Annotated in this window: 13 protein-coding genes and 1 tRNA gene; 8 read left to right on the top strand and 6 right to left on the bottom strand. The window is 68.6% G+C overall.

The window, feature by feature from the left end:
* Positions 1 to 110: 110 nt before the first annotated feature.
* Positions 111 to 1,133 (bottom strand): prephenate dehydrogenase, encoded by a 1,023-nt coding sequence (locus ABIB25_RS13420; protein WP_354528961.1) that lies wholly within the window; start codon positions 1,131 to 1,133, stop codon positions 111 to 113.
* A 177-nt stretch (positions 1,134 to 1,310) separates the two neighbouring features.
* Between ABIB25_RS13420 and ABIB25_RS13425 the strand changes: the two genes are divergently transcribed.
* The 6 genes from ABIB25_RS13425 to tgt all read left to right on the top strand — a co-directional run bounded on the left by ABIB25_RS13425 (position 1,311) and on the right by tgt (position 5,556).
* On the top strand, positions 1,311 to 1,787 hold the full coding sequence (locus ABIB25_RS13425) for a tRNA adenosine deaminase-associated protein (RefSeq protein ID WP_354528962.1): 477 nt from the start codon (positions 1,311 to 1,313) through the stop codon (positions 1,785 to 1,787).
* Positions 1,788 to 1,790: 3 nt separating this feature from the next.
* A complete protein-coding gene (locus ABIB25_RS13430; protein WP_354528963.1) occupies positions 1,791 to 2,273 on the top strand; it encodes a nucleoside deaminase in 483 nt (160 codons plus the stop codon).
* Positions 2,274 to 2,389: 116 nt separating this feature from the next.
* Positions 2,390 to 2,477, top strand: a tRNA-Ser gene (locus ABIB25_RS13435).
* A 118-nt stretch (positions 2,478 to 2,595) separates the two neighbouring features.
* Entirely contained in the window at positions 2,596 to 2,931 is a 336-nt protein-coding gene (locus tag ABIB25_RS13440; protein ID WP_354528964.1) for a hypothetical protein, read from the top strand.
* Positions 2,932 to 3,344: 413 nt separating this feature from the next.
* Positions 3,345 to 4,217 carry an aldo/keto reductase gene (locus ABIB25_RS13445; protein WP_354528965.1) on the top strand — a complete coding sequence of 291 codons (873 nt, stop codon included), beginning with the start codon at positions 3,345 to 3,347 and terminating at the stop codon, positions 4,215 to 4,217.
* A 73-nt stretch (positions 4,218 to 4,290) separates the two neighbouring features.
* Positions 4,291 to 5,556: a tRNA guanosine(34) transglycosylase Tgt gene (tgt, locus tag ABIB25_RS13450; RefSeq protein WP_354528966.1), complete on the top strand. Its 1,266-nt coding sequence runs from the start codon at positions 4,291 to 4,293 to the stop codon at positions 5,554 to 5,556.
* On the opposite strand, the gene gluQRS is transcribed toward tgt, so the two are convergent.
* Positions 5,550 to 6,482, bottom strand: coding sequence for a tRNA glutamyl-Q(34) synthetase GluQRS (gene gluQRS, locus ABIB25_RS13455; RefSeq protein ID WP_354528967.1), 933 nt, complete (start codon positions 6,480 to 6,482; stop codon positions 5,550 to 5,552). The genes tgt and gluQRS overlap by 7 nt on opposite strands.
* Positions 6,483 to 6,621: 139 nt before the next feature.
* Positions 6,622 to 7,269, bottom strand: coding sequence for a hypothetical protein (locus ABIB25_RS13460; protein WP_354528968.1), 648 nt, complete (start codon positions 7,267 to 7,269; stop codon positions 6,622 to 6,624).
* A gap of 239 nt (positions 7,270 to 7,508) precedes the next feature.
* On the opposite strand from ABIB25_RS13460, the gene ABIB25_RS13465 reads away from it, so the two are divergent.
* Together ABIB25_RS13465 and ABIB25_RS13470 are read left to right on the top strand one after the other, a co-directional pair.
* On the top strand, positions 7,509 to 9,614 hold the full coding sequence (locus ABIB25_RS13465) for a RecQ family ATP-dependent DNA helicase (protein WP_354528969.1): 2,106 nt from the start codon (positions 7,509 to 7,511) through the stop codon (positions 9,612 to 9,614).
* 163 nt (positions 9,615 to 9,777) lie between these two features.
* Positions 9,778 to 11,514: a trypsin-like peptidase domain-containing protein gene (locus ABIB25_RS13470; RefSeq protein WP_354528970.1), complete on the top strand. Its 1,737-nt coding sequence runs from the start codon at positions 9,778 to 9,780 to the stop codon at positions 11,512 to 11,514.
* A 122-nt stretch (positions 11,515 to 11,636) separates the two neighbouring features.
* Here ABIB25_RS13470 and ABIB25_RS13475 read toward each other — a convergent pair whose 3' ends face one another.
* Genes ABIB25_RS13475 through lplAB form a run of 3 tightly spaced genes read right to left on the bottom strand, consistent with a single transcriptional unit; the run spans position 11,637 to position 14,656 of the window.
* Complete coding sequence (locus ABIB25_RS13475; RefSeq protein WP_354528971.1) at positions 11,637 to 12,725, bottom strand: Gfo/Idh/MocA family protein; 1,089 nt, start codon at positions 12,723 to 12,725, stop codon at positions 11,637 to 11,639.
* 54 nt (positions 12,726 to 12,779) lie between these two features.
* Positions 12,780 to 13,598 carry a GNAT family N-acetyltransferase gene (locus ABIB25_RS13480; protein ID WP_354528972.1) on the bottom strand — a complete coding sequence of 273 codons (819 nt, stop codon included), beginning with the start codon at positions 13,596 to 13,598 and terminating at the stop codon, positions 12,780 to 12,782.
* 8 nt (positions 13,599 to 13,606) lie between these two features.
* On the bottom strand, positions 13,607 to 14,656 hold the full coding sequence (lplAB, locus tag ABIB25_RS13485) for a lipoate-protein ligase LplAB (RefSeq protein WP_354529054.1): 1,050 nt from the start codon (positions 14,654 to 14,656) through the stop codon (positions 13,607 to 13,609).
* Positions 14,657 to 14,665 lie beyond the last annotated feature (9 nt).

Raw genomic sequence — 14,665 nt, forward strand, 5'->3', positions numbered from 1 at the left:
GCCGTACTGGGGCGCAGACTCATTTGGTTCGCCGGCCCCGGGGAGAAGGGTAAGGCCTGACGGGCACTCGGCCGGGTGTGGCGTGATGGGGCTGTTGGCAGGGGCCGAGGTCAGTCCTCGTCTTCCCGCGGATAGCGGACGTGCACCTGGAGGTCGTCCCCGGAGCCGACGATTCCCGTGACGTGCCCGCCCGCGGACCCGACCGAGATGAGCTGGTCGATCATGTCCTCGCCGCTGAGCGTGAGCGGGACCAGTGTCGAGCCACGGTTGTCGAAGGCCGATCGGGCCTCGTGCCCACCGGAGGTCAGCTTCTGCAGCGAGCCGGTGGAGGCCAGCGAACCCCGCGCTACGCCGAGGATGCCCAACGCGTCGTCCACCGCGGTGACCAGAGCCTTCTTGTTCGCCTCGCACATCGCCCTGATCAGCTCCGGACGCGTGCCGGCGACCCTGGTGGCGTCGTTGAACGACGAGGCCGCCAGCGAGAGGGCGAGCGAACCGCCCGCCGCGCCCACCTGGGCCAGGGCGAGCGCGAGCATGTGCGGCAGGTGAGAGATCCGGGCCACGGCCTCGTCATGGGCGATGGCTTCTGCCGGGATGACGCGACTGCCGACCGCGAGGGCGAGCGAGGCGACCTCGGTCCACGTCGGGAGATCGGAGATCTCGTCGAGGCAGGTGACCCAGGCCGCCTGCCCGAAGAGGGTTGCCGAACCTGCGGACCAACCGCTGGAGGCGGTGCCGGCCATCGGGTGCGACCCGATGTAGCGGGCCTCCGGGCAGAGGTCCTCGACCTGGTCGGCGACGACCCCCTTGACAGATCCGACGTCGGTGAGTTTGACCGTCGGTGCCAGCTCGGCGATCCGGGCCAGCAGGGGGGCGAAGGTCGTCAGAGGTGAGGCGAGGACGAGGAGCCCGTCCTCGTCGGCGGCCCGTCGGATCGTGTCGTCCAGCGTGTCGAGGACTTCGAAGCCGTCCGCCGCCGCCGCGCCGCGGGTCTGCGGGCTCGGCGACCACCCGGCGACGGCGGTGAACGGGGCGGCCGCGCGAAGGAGCGAACCCCCGATCAGGCCCAACCCCAGGACGTAGAGAGGGGGTAGGGAGATGACGGCAGGACTACCGGAATCGGCGACTGTCATCCCCACATCATCGTCCGTCGTTCCCCCGTCGCAGTAGCTCGGGCTGCAAAGAAGGCGGCATCTTCAGCCGGACGAGTGTGGCCGACCCCCCGGATGGCCTCGACCGCCACCGCGGGTGCGGCCGTCCGGACCGGGCGGGCGTGGCCTCCGGCCGGGAACCTGGGTAACGTCTCGCCCGTGACTATCGACGGGTTCGCAGCAGCAGTAGTCCGGGAGGACGGCGCCTGGAAGTGCTCGCTGCTCGCCGAGGAGTTGCTCGAGGACCTGGACGGGCTCATCACCGCACTGCGAAGGGTGGCGGCGACGGGTGCCGTCTTCGGTCTGGTGGCCATCGACGACGAATTCTTCGTCATCGTCCGGCCGGTTCCGGGGGGCGCCTCGCTACTGCTGTCCGACGCGACGGCGGCCCTCGACTACGACATCGCGGCTGATGTCCTCGACCTGTTGCACATCGAGGCGCCCGAAGAGGACGAGGTCGACGACGACCCCTGGCCGGAGGGCGACCTGAGCCTGCTGAATGATCTGGGGCTGCCCGAGCAGGAACTGCAGCTGATCGTCGGCGAGGAGGACCTGTACCCCGACGAGCAGCTGGCGCTGATCGCGCAGCGGTGCGGATTCGGCGAGCAGTTCGCCGCACTGCTGGAGAAGGCCTGATCCGTGAACCGGCCGGTCGGGTTCTCGGCTCATCGGCGTGCCGACGAGGAGTTGATCCGCTCGGCGCTGGCGGCGGCCGGGCAGGCGGCCGCGAGTGACGACGTGCCGATCGGCGCGGTGCTCCTTGATGCATCCGGCGCGCAGGTCGCCTCGGCGTGCAACGCGAGGGAGGCCACCGGCGACCCGACGGCCCACGCCGAGATCCTGGTGCTGCGCAAGGCTTCTCACGTGGCCGGAACCTGGAACCTGGCCGGTTCGACGCTGGCCGTCACCGCAGAACCCTGCACCATGTGCGCCGGAGCGATCACGCTGGCGCGAGTGTCGGTGGTGGTCTTCGGGTGCTGGGAGCCCAAGACCGGCGCGGCCGGCTCGCTGTGGGACGTGCTCCGGGACCGCCGGTTGACCCATCGGGTGGAGGTCCGGGGTGGAGTACTGGCCGACGAGTGCGCCGCCCTGCTCGTCGACTTCTTCGCCCGCCACCGCTGACCGTCCCTGCATCTTTCGCGACCAGTGACGGTTGTCCCCTTGTGGCCGCCACCGCTGACCCGTCCCTGGTTCTGCATGGTCAGGAGTCCGTCGCCGATTCACCTATACTTCTCGGCGGTGGCGTGTCCGAGCGGCCTAAGGAGCACGCCTCGAAAGCGTGTGAGGTGAGAGCCTCCGAGGGTTCAAATCCCTCCGCCACCGCCAGTGGACAAGCCCTCCCGCGATGACATCGTGGGAGGGCTCGTGTTCTCGGACCCGTTCGTACTTGCGTTTCGATCGGCCGTCACAGCAGACTCCCAGCCCGGACGGTGACGGTGGAGTCATGGACACCACACACACCACCCGAACTCGGACGAGGTGGAGCATGCTGATCGATCGACTCGGTGCCCCGTCGGCCAGGGACTGCGCTGACGCCCCACCAATCAGTCCGGCGCCGCTCGCCCATCACGGCCACTGGAACTGGCTGTTCGCCGACGAGATGGGCCTCGCCGTAGAAGCCCCGCGCGCCTCGTTCTCCTCCCAGGACACCGCGGAGGACTGGCTCGAGGCCAACGCTGATTCTCTCGGGCGGCTCGGTGTCTCCGCTGCCACCCTGCTCGACGGAGAGCACGCCGTCTACGGGCCGACGCCCTTGCGCCGGACGCCTGAGGCGGCCTGACTCCTGCCGGTTCCTGGTGCACGCGTGCTCAGCAGTTGGATCGATGGCCGGTAAATCGGTGTCGGAGCCGGGCGAAACGTCCGGCTCCGACACCTTTGTCGATTGGACCAGGGCCAGGGCGGGTGCCTTCCGGCCCTGACAGATTGGACGGCTCCCGGATCACTCGAGGATGGGGGACCGGAGTGATCCGGGGCCGTGAGGACAACATTCCACCCTGCGGCTGTGGTCGTGACGTGTCCAACCTGAGCGTCGGCCATGTGTCCGCGATCCGGTCGTGATCGGGTGATCCGGCCGGGTTTTGTTGCTGTCGGGGAATCAGGAGCCGGGACGTCTACGTTGCCAACGGGGTGACGATGGCCCGCCGTTCGACGGGCCGTGCAGGACCGAAGTCATCAGTGCGAAGGAGCCAGATCATGACCAACACCAACACCACCAAGCCGGCGGCGGCCGCAGGAACGTTCACCATCGGGGGCGACCTGACGGTCAACCGCCTGGGTTACGGCACCATGCAGCTGCCGGGCAAGGGAGTCTGGGGCGCGCCCGCCGACCACGACGAGGCCATCCGCGTCCTCCGCCGCTCGATCGAGCTGGGCGTCAACCTGATCGACACCGCCGACGCCTACGGACCTTTCATCACCGACGCGCTGATCCGCGAGGCGCTGCACCCGTACACCGACGACCTGGTGATCGCGACGAAGGTCGGCCTGACCCGTCAGGGACCCAACGTGTGGACCCCGGTGGGTCGTCCGGCCTATCTGCGCCAGCAGGTGGAGCTGAACCTGCGCAACCTCGGCGTCGACCGCATCGACCTGCTGCAGTTGCACCGGATCGACCCGGACGTTGCACTCGAGGACCAGGTCGGGGAGCTGGCCGCGCTGCAGTCCGAGGGCAAGATCCGCCACATCGGGCTCTCCGAGGTGTCCGTCGACCAGATCAAGGCTGCTTCGAAGGTCGCCCCTGTGGTTTCAGTACAGAACCTCTACAACCTGGCCGATCGCTCCGCGGAGGACGTCCTGGACTACGCCGAGGCGAACGACATCGCCTTCATCCCGTGGTTCCCGCTGGCCACCGGGAAGCTGGCCAAGCCCGGCGGCCCGCTGGACGAGCTCGCCACGGAGCACAAGGCGTCCGCCTCGCAGCTTGCCCTGGCCTGGCTGCTCCGTCGCTCGCCGGTCATCCTGCCGATCCCCGGCACCTCGTCGGTGTCGCACCTCGAGGACAACGTGGCGGGCGCCCGGATCCAGCTGAGCGACGACGAGTACGAGGTCCTGACCAAGGCCGTCTGACCGTTTCACACCCGGCCCCCGGTGATCGATCCTGATCGCCGGGGGCTCTTTGCTTTCATGATCTGATTGCCGGGTGACTCCTTTCACCGTCGGGACCCGGCTGCCCGGCGCGCAGGGCCGGACCGGCGTGCTGAGTACCCCTCACGGCGACATCAGGACGCCTGCCTTCATCGCCGTCGGGACCAAGGCCACCGTCAAAGCTGTTCTTCCCGAATCGATGTCCGACCTCGGCGCGCAAGCCGTGTTGGCCAACGCCTACCATCTCTACCTCCAACCGGGGCCGGACATCGTCGAGAACGGTGGCGGTCTCGGCAGTTTCATGAACTGGCCCGGTCCGACGTTCACCGACAGCGGCGGATTCCAGGTGCTGTCGCTCGGGGCAGGTTTCAAGAAAGTGCTGGCGATGGACGTCAAGGGCCTGCAGTCGGACGACGTGATCGCCGCTGGAAAGACTCGGCTGGCGACGGTCGATGACGACGGCGTGACCTTCAAGTCGCACCTCGATGGATCGAAACACCGCTTCACGCCGGAGATCTCGATGCAGATCCAGCACCAGCTCGGGGCCGACGTCATCTTCGCGTTCGACGAGTGCACGACCCTGATGAACACCCGCGAGTACCAGGAACGCTCGGTCGACCGGACCCAGGCCTGGGCCGTACGGTGCATCGACGAGCACCGCCGGCTCACGGCCTCGCGCGCGGGCAAGCCGTACCAGGCCCTGTTCGGGGTGATCCAGGGCGCGCAGTACGAGGACCTGCGCCGGCAGGCTGTCCGCGATCTGCTGCCGCTCGGGTTCGACGGATTCGGGATCGGCGGAGCCCTGGAGAAGGAGAACCTCGGCACGATCGTCCGCTGGTGCTGCGAGGAGATGCCGGAGGCGATGCCCCGCCACCTGCTCGGGATCAGCGAGCCGGACGACGTCTTCACCGCGATCGAGAACGGCGCCGACACCTTCGACTGCGTCTCGCCGTCGCGCGTGGCCCGCAACGGTGCGATCTACTCGCCGGACGGTCGGTACAACCTGGTGACCGCCCGATACCGACGCGATTTCTCGCCCCTTGCGGAAGGCTGCGACTGCTACACCTGCGCCAACTACACCCGGGCGTATCTGCACCACCTGTTCAAGGCGAAGGAGATGGTCTCCTGCACGCTGGCGACCATCCACAACGAGCGATTCATCGTGAAGCTCGTCGACGACGTGCGGCGCAGTATCGAGGACGGCTCCTTCGCCGAGTTCAGGGCCGAGTTCCTCAGCCGTTACTACGCCGCCAAGCGCTTGGGCCCGCAGAACGAAGGTCCGGGTCGTTCGAGTACGAACGACGGCCACCTTCGCTATTGATGGTTCGAGTTCGGTGGGTCGAACACCCATGGTTCTCGGGGTAATTCCATCGGGTCGAACCCGTCCAGGAGTTCCGTCACTGTGACGATTTGACGTGATTCAGACGGAGAGAAGGACCGGGCGATCAGGGTGAGGATGTCCGCCGGTGAGAAGCCCTGCGTCTCGAGATCGGCCAGCGTGACGGCGCCGTCACGCTTGGCCAGCCGGGCGCCGGCCGTGTTCAGGGCCAGCGGAACGTGCACGTATCGGGGTTGGGGGAGACCCAGCAGGTGGGCGAGATAGGCCTGGCGCGGCGCCGATCCGAGCAGGTCATCACCGCGGACGACCTGGTCGATGCCTTGGGCCGCGTCGTCGACCACGACCGCCAGGTTGTAGGCGACCACGCCGTCCCCACGTCGGAGCACCAGGTCGTCGACGGCTCCGGTGTAGTCACCGACGAACGTGTCGTGGACCGTCCACTCGCGGATGCCGGCCCGGAGGCGAAGGGCCGGTGGGCGGCCGGTTTCCCGTCGCTCGTTGACCTCCTGGGGCGTCAGATCACGGCAGGTGCCTGGGTACGCACCGTCCGGACCGTGTGGTGCATCGTGCGGGGCCGAGGCGGCCTGCTGGATCTCCCGCCGGGTGCAGAAGCACTCGTAGACCAGGTCTGCGGAGACGAGCTGGCTGATCGCCAGTTCGTAGGCGGGACCCCGGTTCGACTGGAACACCACCTCGCGGTCCCAGTCGATCCCGAGCGCGGCCAGGTCGGCGAGTTGCCGCACGGCCGCGCCGCGCGCCACCCGGTCCAGATCTTCCATGCGGAGGACGAATGCCCGTCCGGTACTGCGGGCGAACAACCAGGCCAGCACGGCCGTCCGCAGGTTGCCGATGTGCAGATCCCCCGAGGGGCTGGGGGCGAATCTGCCCGCGCCGCTGGTTCGGTCCACGCACCCCAGGCTATGGGCTCCGGCGCGTGCCTGCGGCCATGAAGACTCTGGATGTTGTCGTCGAGCTCGGCCGTCAGGAGCAGTCCCGGGCGATGGCGGAGGAGCGCCGGGTGGTGGTGCTGATCAGGCCCAACCACCTCTACGGCTGAGGGCGCACCCGTTCGGTGAGTCCGCCGAACAGCCACACGATGGTGAGCCAGTCGATCAGTCCGCCAAGGGTCCCGGTGATCAGCCTGGCCCGGCCGAGCCGCATCTTCAGGCGGATGTGCAAGCGGCTGTGGTTGCCAAGATCGGTGAGGACGAGAGCCCAGCTGATGGCGGTGAGGTCGTTGCGTTCCTCGTCGTCGGGCCAGCGGTGGTTGATCTGCTTGTCGCGAAGTGAAAGGTAGACGAGCGCCCGGCCGGGGTCGATCTGCTCGGCGCGGAAACTCGGATCGCCCGGTCCCCAGTCGGGGATCAGGTCTCCCACCTGCAGGTGCTGCCATTGCGGGTCGATCCTCCAGAGGCCACGTCCACGCGCCGGGAGCAACCGGCCGAGGCGACGGGAGAAGTACCAGCCCGCTCTCTTCTTCCCGAGCTGCACCAGCCACGGCCAGACCGTCTCGGCTGATGCCGGGAGCGTGATCGCGCGGTCGATGACGTCGGTGGCGCCGGGCAGCAGGTCGTCGCCGGGCAGGACCGCCGCCACTTCGGCGTCGGAGACGCCGGACCGCAGCGCGAGGCGGCGAAGCCGCTTCACCGCCAGCGTGGTGGCCGCGACCGCCACCACTGTTCTGCCCACTCCCATGTGCACTCCCGGATGGTCGCCTCCGGCGACTCCGGATGCTTGCCTCCGGCGACTCCGGATGCTTGCCTCCGGCGACTCCGGATGCTTGCCTCCGGCAACGGTACGGCGGCGGGTGCGGGTCAAGGAATGTGGATGGACACCGAGGTTGTCGGTGTAGCCGCCTACCCTGGCGGGGCCGGCTCGATTCCGGCGCACGTGAGCGAATTGATGGGATGGCTGGGATGGCTGGGAGTGGGAGCATGACGACCACCGATTTGCGCGACCGCGCGGAGAGGCACCTGCAGGCGCTGGTCGGGTCCGCCGATGCCGTGCTCCGCGACGACCAGTGGACCGCGATCGAAGCCCTGGTCGCCGGGCGCCGCCGGGCGCTGGTGGTCCAGCGGACCGGGTGGGGCAAGTCCGCGGTGTACTTCGTCGCGACGGCTCTGCTGCGGGAGCAGGGGGCCGGTCCGACGGTCATCATCTCGCCGCTGCTGTCGTTGATGCGCAACCAGATCGCCGCAGCCGGCCGGGCCGGGATCGCCGCCGTGACGATCAACTCGGCCAACAGCGGCGAGTGGGCGGGGGTGCACGAGCAGGTGCGCTCCGGCGCGGTCGACGTGCTGCTGGTGTCGCCGGAACGGCTCAACAACCCCGGGTTCCGGGACGAGGTGCTGCCGCAGCTGGCCGCGACGGCCGGTCTGGTGGTGGTCGACGAGGCACACTGCATCTCGGACTGGGGCCACGACTTCCGGCCCGACTACCGGCGAATCCGCACCCTCCTGACCGACCTGCCGACCGGGATCCCGGTGCTGGCCACCACCGCGACGGCGAATGCCCGCGTCACCGCCGACGTGGCCGAGCAGCTGCAGATCGCCGACGCGGAGCCGGTTCTCGTCCTGCGGGGCACGCTGGATCGGGAGTCGTTGCATCTCGGCGTGGTGGAGCTGCCGGACCAACCGTCACGGCTGGCGTGGCTGGCCCAGCACCTGCCGGAGTTCGACGGCTCCGGGATCATCTACTGCCTTACCGTCGCCGCCACCCAGCAGGTGGCAGACTTCCTGCGCAGCAACGGGTTCGAGGTCGCGTCCTATTCGGGGCAGACCGAGCAGTCGGATCGGCTGCAGGCCGAGGAGGATCTGCTGACCAACCGGGTGAAGGCGCTGGTGGCCACCTCGGCGCTCGGGATGGGTTTTGACAAGCCGGATCTCGGGTTCGTGGTGCACCTCGGTGCACCGAATTCGCCGATCGCCTACTACCAGCAGGTCGGTCGTGCGGGGCGTGGGGTCGACCGGGCCACGGTGATACTGCTGCCCGGCCGGGAGGACCGTGACATCTGGAACTACTTCGGTTCGCTCGGCTTCCCCGAGGAGTTCGACGTCCTGCAGACGTTGTCGGAACTGGAGGGCGCCGGGCGGCCGTTGTCGTTGCCCGCCTTGGAGCCTCGGGTCCAGCTACGCCGGTCGCGGCTGGAGATGATGCTGAAGGTCCTGGATGTCGACGGGGCCGTACGCCGGGTACAGGGTGGCTGGACCGCCACCGGGGCGCCGTGGAAGTACGACGCCGACCGGTACGCCAGGGTGGCGCAGGCCCGCCGGACCGAAGAGAACGCGATGCTGGAGTACCAGTCGACGTCGAGCTGCCGGATGAACTACCTGCGGGCGCAGCTCGACGACGATCCGGGTGAGGTCGGCTGCGGCCGGTGCGACAACTGTGGTGGCCTGACGCTGTCCGCGGAGGCGGACACGGCCGTGGTCGATGCGGCCAGGGCCAAGCTCTCGATCCCCGGTGTGCCGGTGGATCCGCGCGCCCAGTGGCCGACCGGGATGGCATCGGTCGGGGTGTCGCTGTCCGGGAAGATCCCGGTGGGCGAACGCGCCGAGCAGGGTCGCGCTGTCGGGCGTCTGGACGGAATCGGTTGGGGTGCAGCACTTCGTGACACGTTGCGGCCCGGTGCGCCGGATGGCGAGACACCGGTGCCCCTTCGTCATGCGGCGGTGCAGGTGCTCGATGCCTGGCCGGAGGCCGCCGCTGTCGACGGCGTGGTGTTCCTCGAGTCGATGACGCATGGGCAACTGGTCGCGCACCTGGCCGCCGGGATGGCACGCTATCGCAAGATCGAATTGCTGACCCGCTTCGAGTTGCTGAGCGACGGACCACCGCCGCCCTCGGCGGTCAACTCCGCGCAGCGGCTGAGGGGGATCATCGGGCGGCACCGGCTCGCGGACCCAAGTGCGGTGGACGGTCGGCGCATCCTGTTGGTCGACGACCGCACGGACAGCGGCTGGACCCTCGCCGTGGCCGCGCGGGAGCTTCGTCGCGCCGGGGCAACGGCCGTTCTCCCGTTCGTCCTCGCCATCGGCTGATCCAGGACGGGCGCAAGGGGGTTTTTGCAGGTCAGAGGTGGAGGTACGCCAGTGGTACGCCCGCTGGCAATACTTCGCGGCAGTTGCTGGACGGGCCCGACGATCGCGGGCAGGTCGAGTACGGACAGCCCGAATCCACCGCCTTCCACCGCAGGAGAAACTCATGACGCACCACAGCATCGTTCCCACGATCACCCGGGGAGCACGCGTTCGCCGCCGGCTCGCCGCGGTCACCGCCGCCACCCTCGCCGGCCTGTTGCTGGCCGCCCCGATGGCGTCGGCCGACACCACCGTCGCGCCTTCGACAGTCAGTTCCAGCCCGTCGGCCGCGGTCGCAGCCTCCGCCTCGGATGGAAGGTCAACCGACATGCCGCAGCAGGAGGTCGCCGCGCTCGCACAGTCCGGAGTCGTCTACATCTCCGTCGAGTACCGGGGCTACGTGCAGTACCAGACCTCCAGCGGCGCAAAGTGGTCCGGGCCGGTGAAGGCCGACGGCGCCTGCACCGGATTCGTGGCCAGTTCCGACGGGTACGTGGTGACCGCAGGCCACTGCGCCGACCCGGTGGAGGGACGGAAGGACCTGATCGAAGCGTTCCTGGCCGACGCAGTGCAGAGCGGGGACATCACGTCTGCCGATGCACAGTCGCTGGAGGCGGAAGCCATCCAGAACTGGAAGGTCGAGGGCGGCAACAACGGCTCGGCCGTCGTCCGCGAGCTCAAGGTCGAGCAGGTCGGCGCCGCATCGGGCGTGCAGGTGGCGCAGGCGATGACCGCCAACGTCGTCGACAACCGGCCTTTGGATCAAGGTGACGTCACGCTGCTCAAGGTGGAGTCATCCGCCCCGATGCCGGTGCTGGAGGTCGCCGGTTCGGTGCCGGACGTCGGTTCCAACATCGCCGCCGTCGGCTTTCCCGGCGCAGTGAACGATGTGGTCGATCCGAATCTGGAGCCCAGCTACAAGACGGGCCGGGTCAGCGCCAACCAGACGTTCAACGGCAACCCCTTCACCCAGGTCGACGCTGCGTTCAGCCCGGGGATGAGCGGCGGTCCTGTGGTCAACATGCAGGGGCAGGTCATCGGGATCGTCAGCTACAACCCGACCGGAACCCAGTCGTTCAACTTCGCCGCCGGGCAGGAGACGGTGAGCGCCCTGCTCACCCGTAACGGCGTCAAGGCCGGTCTCACCCCGGCCGACCAGGCCTATCGCCAGGGTCTGAACCTGTTCTACCAGCAGAAGTACCGTGAGGCCGCTGCCCAGTTCGACGTCACCCTCGGGACCGAGCCGAGCCACGCCATGGCGCAGAAGTACAAGGTCAAGGCCGTTGCGCTCTTCGCCAGCGAGCCCACCACGTCCTCGTCCGCTTCCACCACCGCCGCGTCGTCGCCGGCCGATTCCGCCGCCAATCCGCCCGCCCCTGCCCCCGTCACCACCACCGCGGCAGCCAACGCTGCTGCAGTGACCACGCCGGTCGCCGCCTCGAACTCAGCGGCGGGGATCAACAACGCCTCATCCTCGTCCGGTACCTCCGGTGGAATCCCGATCTGGGTCTGGATCGTCATGGCCGCACTGGTTCTCGGCGGCGGCGGGATCGTTGTGGCCAGGGGGCGCCGCAGTACCCCGGTCATGGCCGCAGCTGGTGGCGTTTCCTACCCGAACAATGGCCCGTCGGCCCCGTTCCAGAGCTACGCCGCCGCTCCGGTCGACCCCAATGCGACGCAGGTCGTCCCGCAGGCCACCCAGGCCTACTTCGCCCCGAACACCGGTGGGCAGGGGTTCCCGGTCGCCACCAGGCAGTGCACGCAGTGCGGCAACCAGAACGCGCTGAGCGCTCGATTCTGCGACAACTGCGGCGCCCCAACGGGAGCCGGGAACGTACAGCCTCCGTACCAGGGTCGCTGATCTGGCAGCTCGCTGCATTGCGAGTGCAGCCGATCATGAACTGACAGTGCCGGCGTCGCCCTAGGCGATGCCGGCACTGTCGCGTGACTGCCGAGCAGGTGGAATTCGCGGGTGGCGAAAAGTCAGGCCCAGGAATGGATCTCGGTGGTCACGTCATTCCCGGTCGCCACGGACTCGTCGATGGCCAGTGACAGCAGGTGGTCCTGGCAGCCCTGGGCCAGCGGATAGGGCGCAGGGCCTTCACCCCGGGCCCAGGCGCCGGTGGCGGCCATCAGGGAAGCGATCGCGATCTCCTCGTCCATCAGGCGTTGTCCCACGAAAGGATTGCGCCACACGACGGACCCGTCGAACGAGATGTGCTCGGTGTCGTGACCGTCGAGGTTGAGGTCATGGCCGAGTTGGTATCGCCGCAACTCCGACGTGGTGATCGCCCTCGGTTCCGTCAGGCGGATGACCCGGTCGTCGGCCATCTCGCCGTGCGTCCCGCGGATCAGGATCCGCCGGAAGCGCAACTGGTTGTGCCACTGGTTGTCCGTGAAGTCGTAGAGACCGGATCGGCCGTCGCCGAAGTCCAGCGTCGCCAGGGTGGTGGTAGCCGGCCTGGGCTCGCCGTCATCGGTCCAGCCGCCGCGCCGGAGCGGATCCACCAGCGGCGCCGAGAAGGTGCGTGCAGACACCGTGACCGGGCCATACCCGGCCGCGAGGAAGCCCCGGATCATCGAGACCGCGTGATACCCGTGTGTCGACGACACCTGGACCGAGGTCGGCGTCCCGATGGCGCCGGCTCTCACGACGGCGAGACGCGCGGCGTGACCGGGCAGCATCAGATACTGCTCCGCCACCTGAACCTGCTCGCCGGCTCCGACCTCGGACCAGAGTTTCTGCAGACCAGCCACATCTGGAGCCGGCGGCGTCTCGGTCAGCACCTTCGCGCCGGCGGCCACCAACGCGCCGATGACGCCGGCACTGGCGTCCCAGGGGACCGAGCTGATGACGAAGTCCGGCCGGGTCCGCCTGACCAGTTCGGCCGGATCCAGGAACCCGGGGACCGCCCAGTTCCTGCTGGCGACGTCGATCGACTCCTGACGCCGCCCGGCCACACCGACCAGCGTGAAGCGCTCCGGCATCATCAGCGCCAGGCGGGCGAAGAACTCTGCGCGCCAGCCGGTTCCGACAAGCCCCAAGGTAACGGGTTCCGTGGTTTGATCCATGCTGCCCATCCTCGCACTGCAGGGTCCGGGCGATCGACCGGTCGGCGCGGATCGTCAGGATTCCGGCGGCGCGGCTTCGCAACACCGGCCGACCTGACGGAAACCGAGTCGGCGGTAGATGCGCGCCACGTCGTCGGAATCCGCTGTCAGCATCACGCGCGTGACACCGACCGAGAACGCATGCTCGACGAGAGCGCCGGCGATCGCGGCCGCCCAGCCGCGTCGTCGTATACTCGGAAGGGTTGCCACACCGACGATCTCGCTCGTATCGCCGAGAGGTTGATGCATGCCGACCGCCACGATGCCCTGGTCGCCTCCGCCGTGGTCGAAAGCAGCTGCGGTCACGGTGAGACCGGCCGCTGCACGATCCTGCATGTGCTGCAACACCTCCGCCGGGAAGGAGCCGGCCAGTGCATCGCGTTCCGAAGGCCCGGCCACGCCGATGTCCGTTCCGGGGGAGGCAAAACCAAGGTCGGCGACGGCTCTCGCGGTCGGCAGAAGTTTGTCGTCAGGAGCAAGAATCCTGGTGCGCGAGGCAGATGGCCTGATGAAGTGGGCATGATCAAGCACCAGCAACGGTCGGAACACGACGGTCAGGCCGGCATCGGTGGCCACCGCAGCGAAGGACGGTCGGAGGGTGTCGACCCATTCGATGGCCAGGGGCACATCGGCTGTGGCACAGGCTGTCCGGAGCTCAAGGAGCGCCGACGAAGTGATCGGAGCGTCGCTTCCGAGGCGTGGTCGTGCGTAGTACGGCCACGGACCGTTGCTGACGAAGAGCGTGAACGGGCCGACCTCCCTGGCGATGGCTCCGGTTCGCGGAGCCAGGTCGAGATACCGCTCGGCGGCGGCCAGGTCGGCCTGCGCGGGCATCTCCCCACTCACGGAACGCGAGCCGTCCACTCCGGCGTCGAGAACTTGCTCTCTGCGAGGGCGGTCGCCTCGCCGACGGTGCCGGCGTCGAGCGGAACCGGCGTCAAACCGTAGCGGCCGTCGAAGTGCGCGACCATCGCGCCGATGATGGCCTCCCGGCTCAGGCCGGTCTGCGACCGCAACGGATCGACCCGCTTGTTCGCGCTCCTGATGCCCTTGTCCGAGATCTTCTCGCGACCGATCCGGAGCACCTCGAGCATCTTGTCGGCATCGATGTCGTAGGCCATCGTGACGTGATGCAGCACCGCCCCACCAACCAGTCGCTTCTGCGCCGCGCCGGCGATCTTCCCTGCGGGAGAGGCGATGTCGTTCAAGGGGACGTACTTCGCGTCGATCCCGACGTCGGCCAACGCACCGAGGACCCAATCGTCGAGGAAGGCATAGGACGCGGCGAAGGAGAGACCCTCGACCAGGGATCCCGGGACGTACAGCGAGTAGGTGATGGTGTTGCCGGGCTCGACGAACATCGCGCCACCGCCGGAGATGCGCCGGACGACGGTCACGTCGTGGCGGGCGGCAGCCTCCAGATCGACCTCGTTGCTCAGCGACTGGAACGACCCGATGATGACGGCGTTCGACGCCCACTCCCAGATGCGCAGCGAGGGGTTCCGGGCGCCGGCGCCGACCTGTCGGGCCAGCACCTCGTCCAGGGCCATCTGCATCGCCGGGTGCTGTGGACCGGCGTCCACCAGTTCGAAGCGGTGGTCGCGCCAGCTGGTGGCCCGGCCAAGAGCCCGCCGGACGGCGATGGCCACCGACTCGGCGGAGAAGCCGACCATCGTCACCTCAGCGCCGAGTGCGGCGTCGATCGCGCCGGCCAGCACGGCCGCGTCGGCTTCGGCCGGTAGACCGGTCAGGGCGGCGTTGATGTCGTCGAGGGCCTCGTCGGGCTCGAGGAAGAAGTCGCCCGAGACCGCCACGAAGGCCAACCGGCCGTCCTGAACCGTCACGTCGACCGCGACCAGCTTGCCGCCGGGAACCTTGTATTCACCGTGCATCACTTCAGC

It is taken from the genome of Nakamurella sp. UYEF19 (assembly GCF_040546275.1).
In the GTDB taxonomy this organism is placed as follows: Bacteria; Actinomycetota; Actinomycetes; order Mycobacteriales; family Nakamurellaceae; genus Nakamurella.

Bases quoted from the DNA above. Each gene is read 5' to 3' on its own strand.
- ABIB25_RS13420 (WP_354528961.1), bottom strand. From the start codon at position 1,133: ATGACAGTCGCCGATTCCGGTAGTCCTGCCGTCATCTCCCTACCCCCT.
- ABIB25_RS13440 (WP_354528964.1), top strand. From the start codon at position 2,596: ATGGACACCACACACACCACCCGAACTCGGACGAGGTGGAGCATGCTG.
- ABIB25_RS13445 (WP_354528965.1), top strand. From the start codon at position 3,345: ATGACCAACACCAACACCACCAAGCCGGCGGCGGCCGCAGGAACGTTC.
- ABIB25_RS13460 (WP_354528968.1), bottom strand. From the start codon at position 7,269: ATGGGAGTGGGCAGAACAGTGGTGGCGGTCGCGGCCACCACGCTGGCG.
- ABIB25_RS13465 (WP_354528969.1), top strand. From the start codon at position 7,509: ATGACGACCACCGATTTGCGCGACCGCGCGGAGAGGCACCTGCAGGCG.
- ABIB25_RS13470 (WP_354528970.1), top strand. From the start codon at position 9,778: ATGACGCACCACAGCATCGTTCCCACGATCACCCGGGGAGCACGCGTT.
- ABIB25_RS13475 (WP_354528971.1), bottom strand. From the start codon at position 12,725: ATGGATCAAACCACGGAACCCGTTACCTTGGGGCTTGTCGGAACCGGC.
- ABIB25_RS13480 (WP_354528972.1), bottom strand. From the start codon at position 13,598: ATGCCCGCGCAGGCCGACCTGGCCGCCGCCGAGCGGTATCTCGACCTG.
- lplAB (WP_354529054.1), bottom strand. From the start codon at position 14,656: ATGCACGGTGAATACAAGGTTCCCGGCGGCAAGCTGGTCGCGGTCGAC.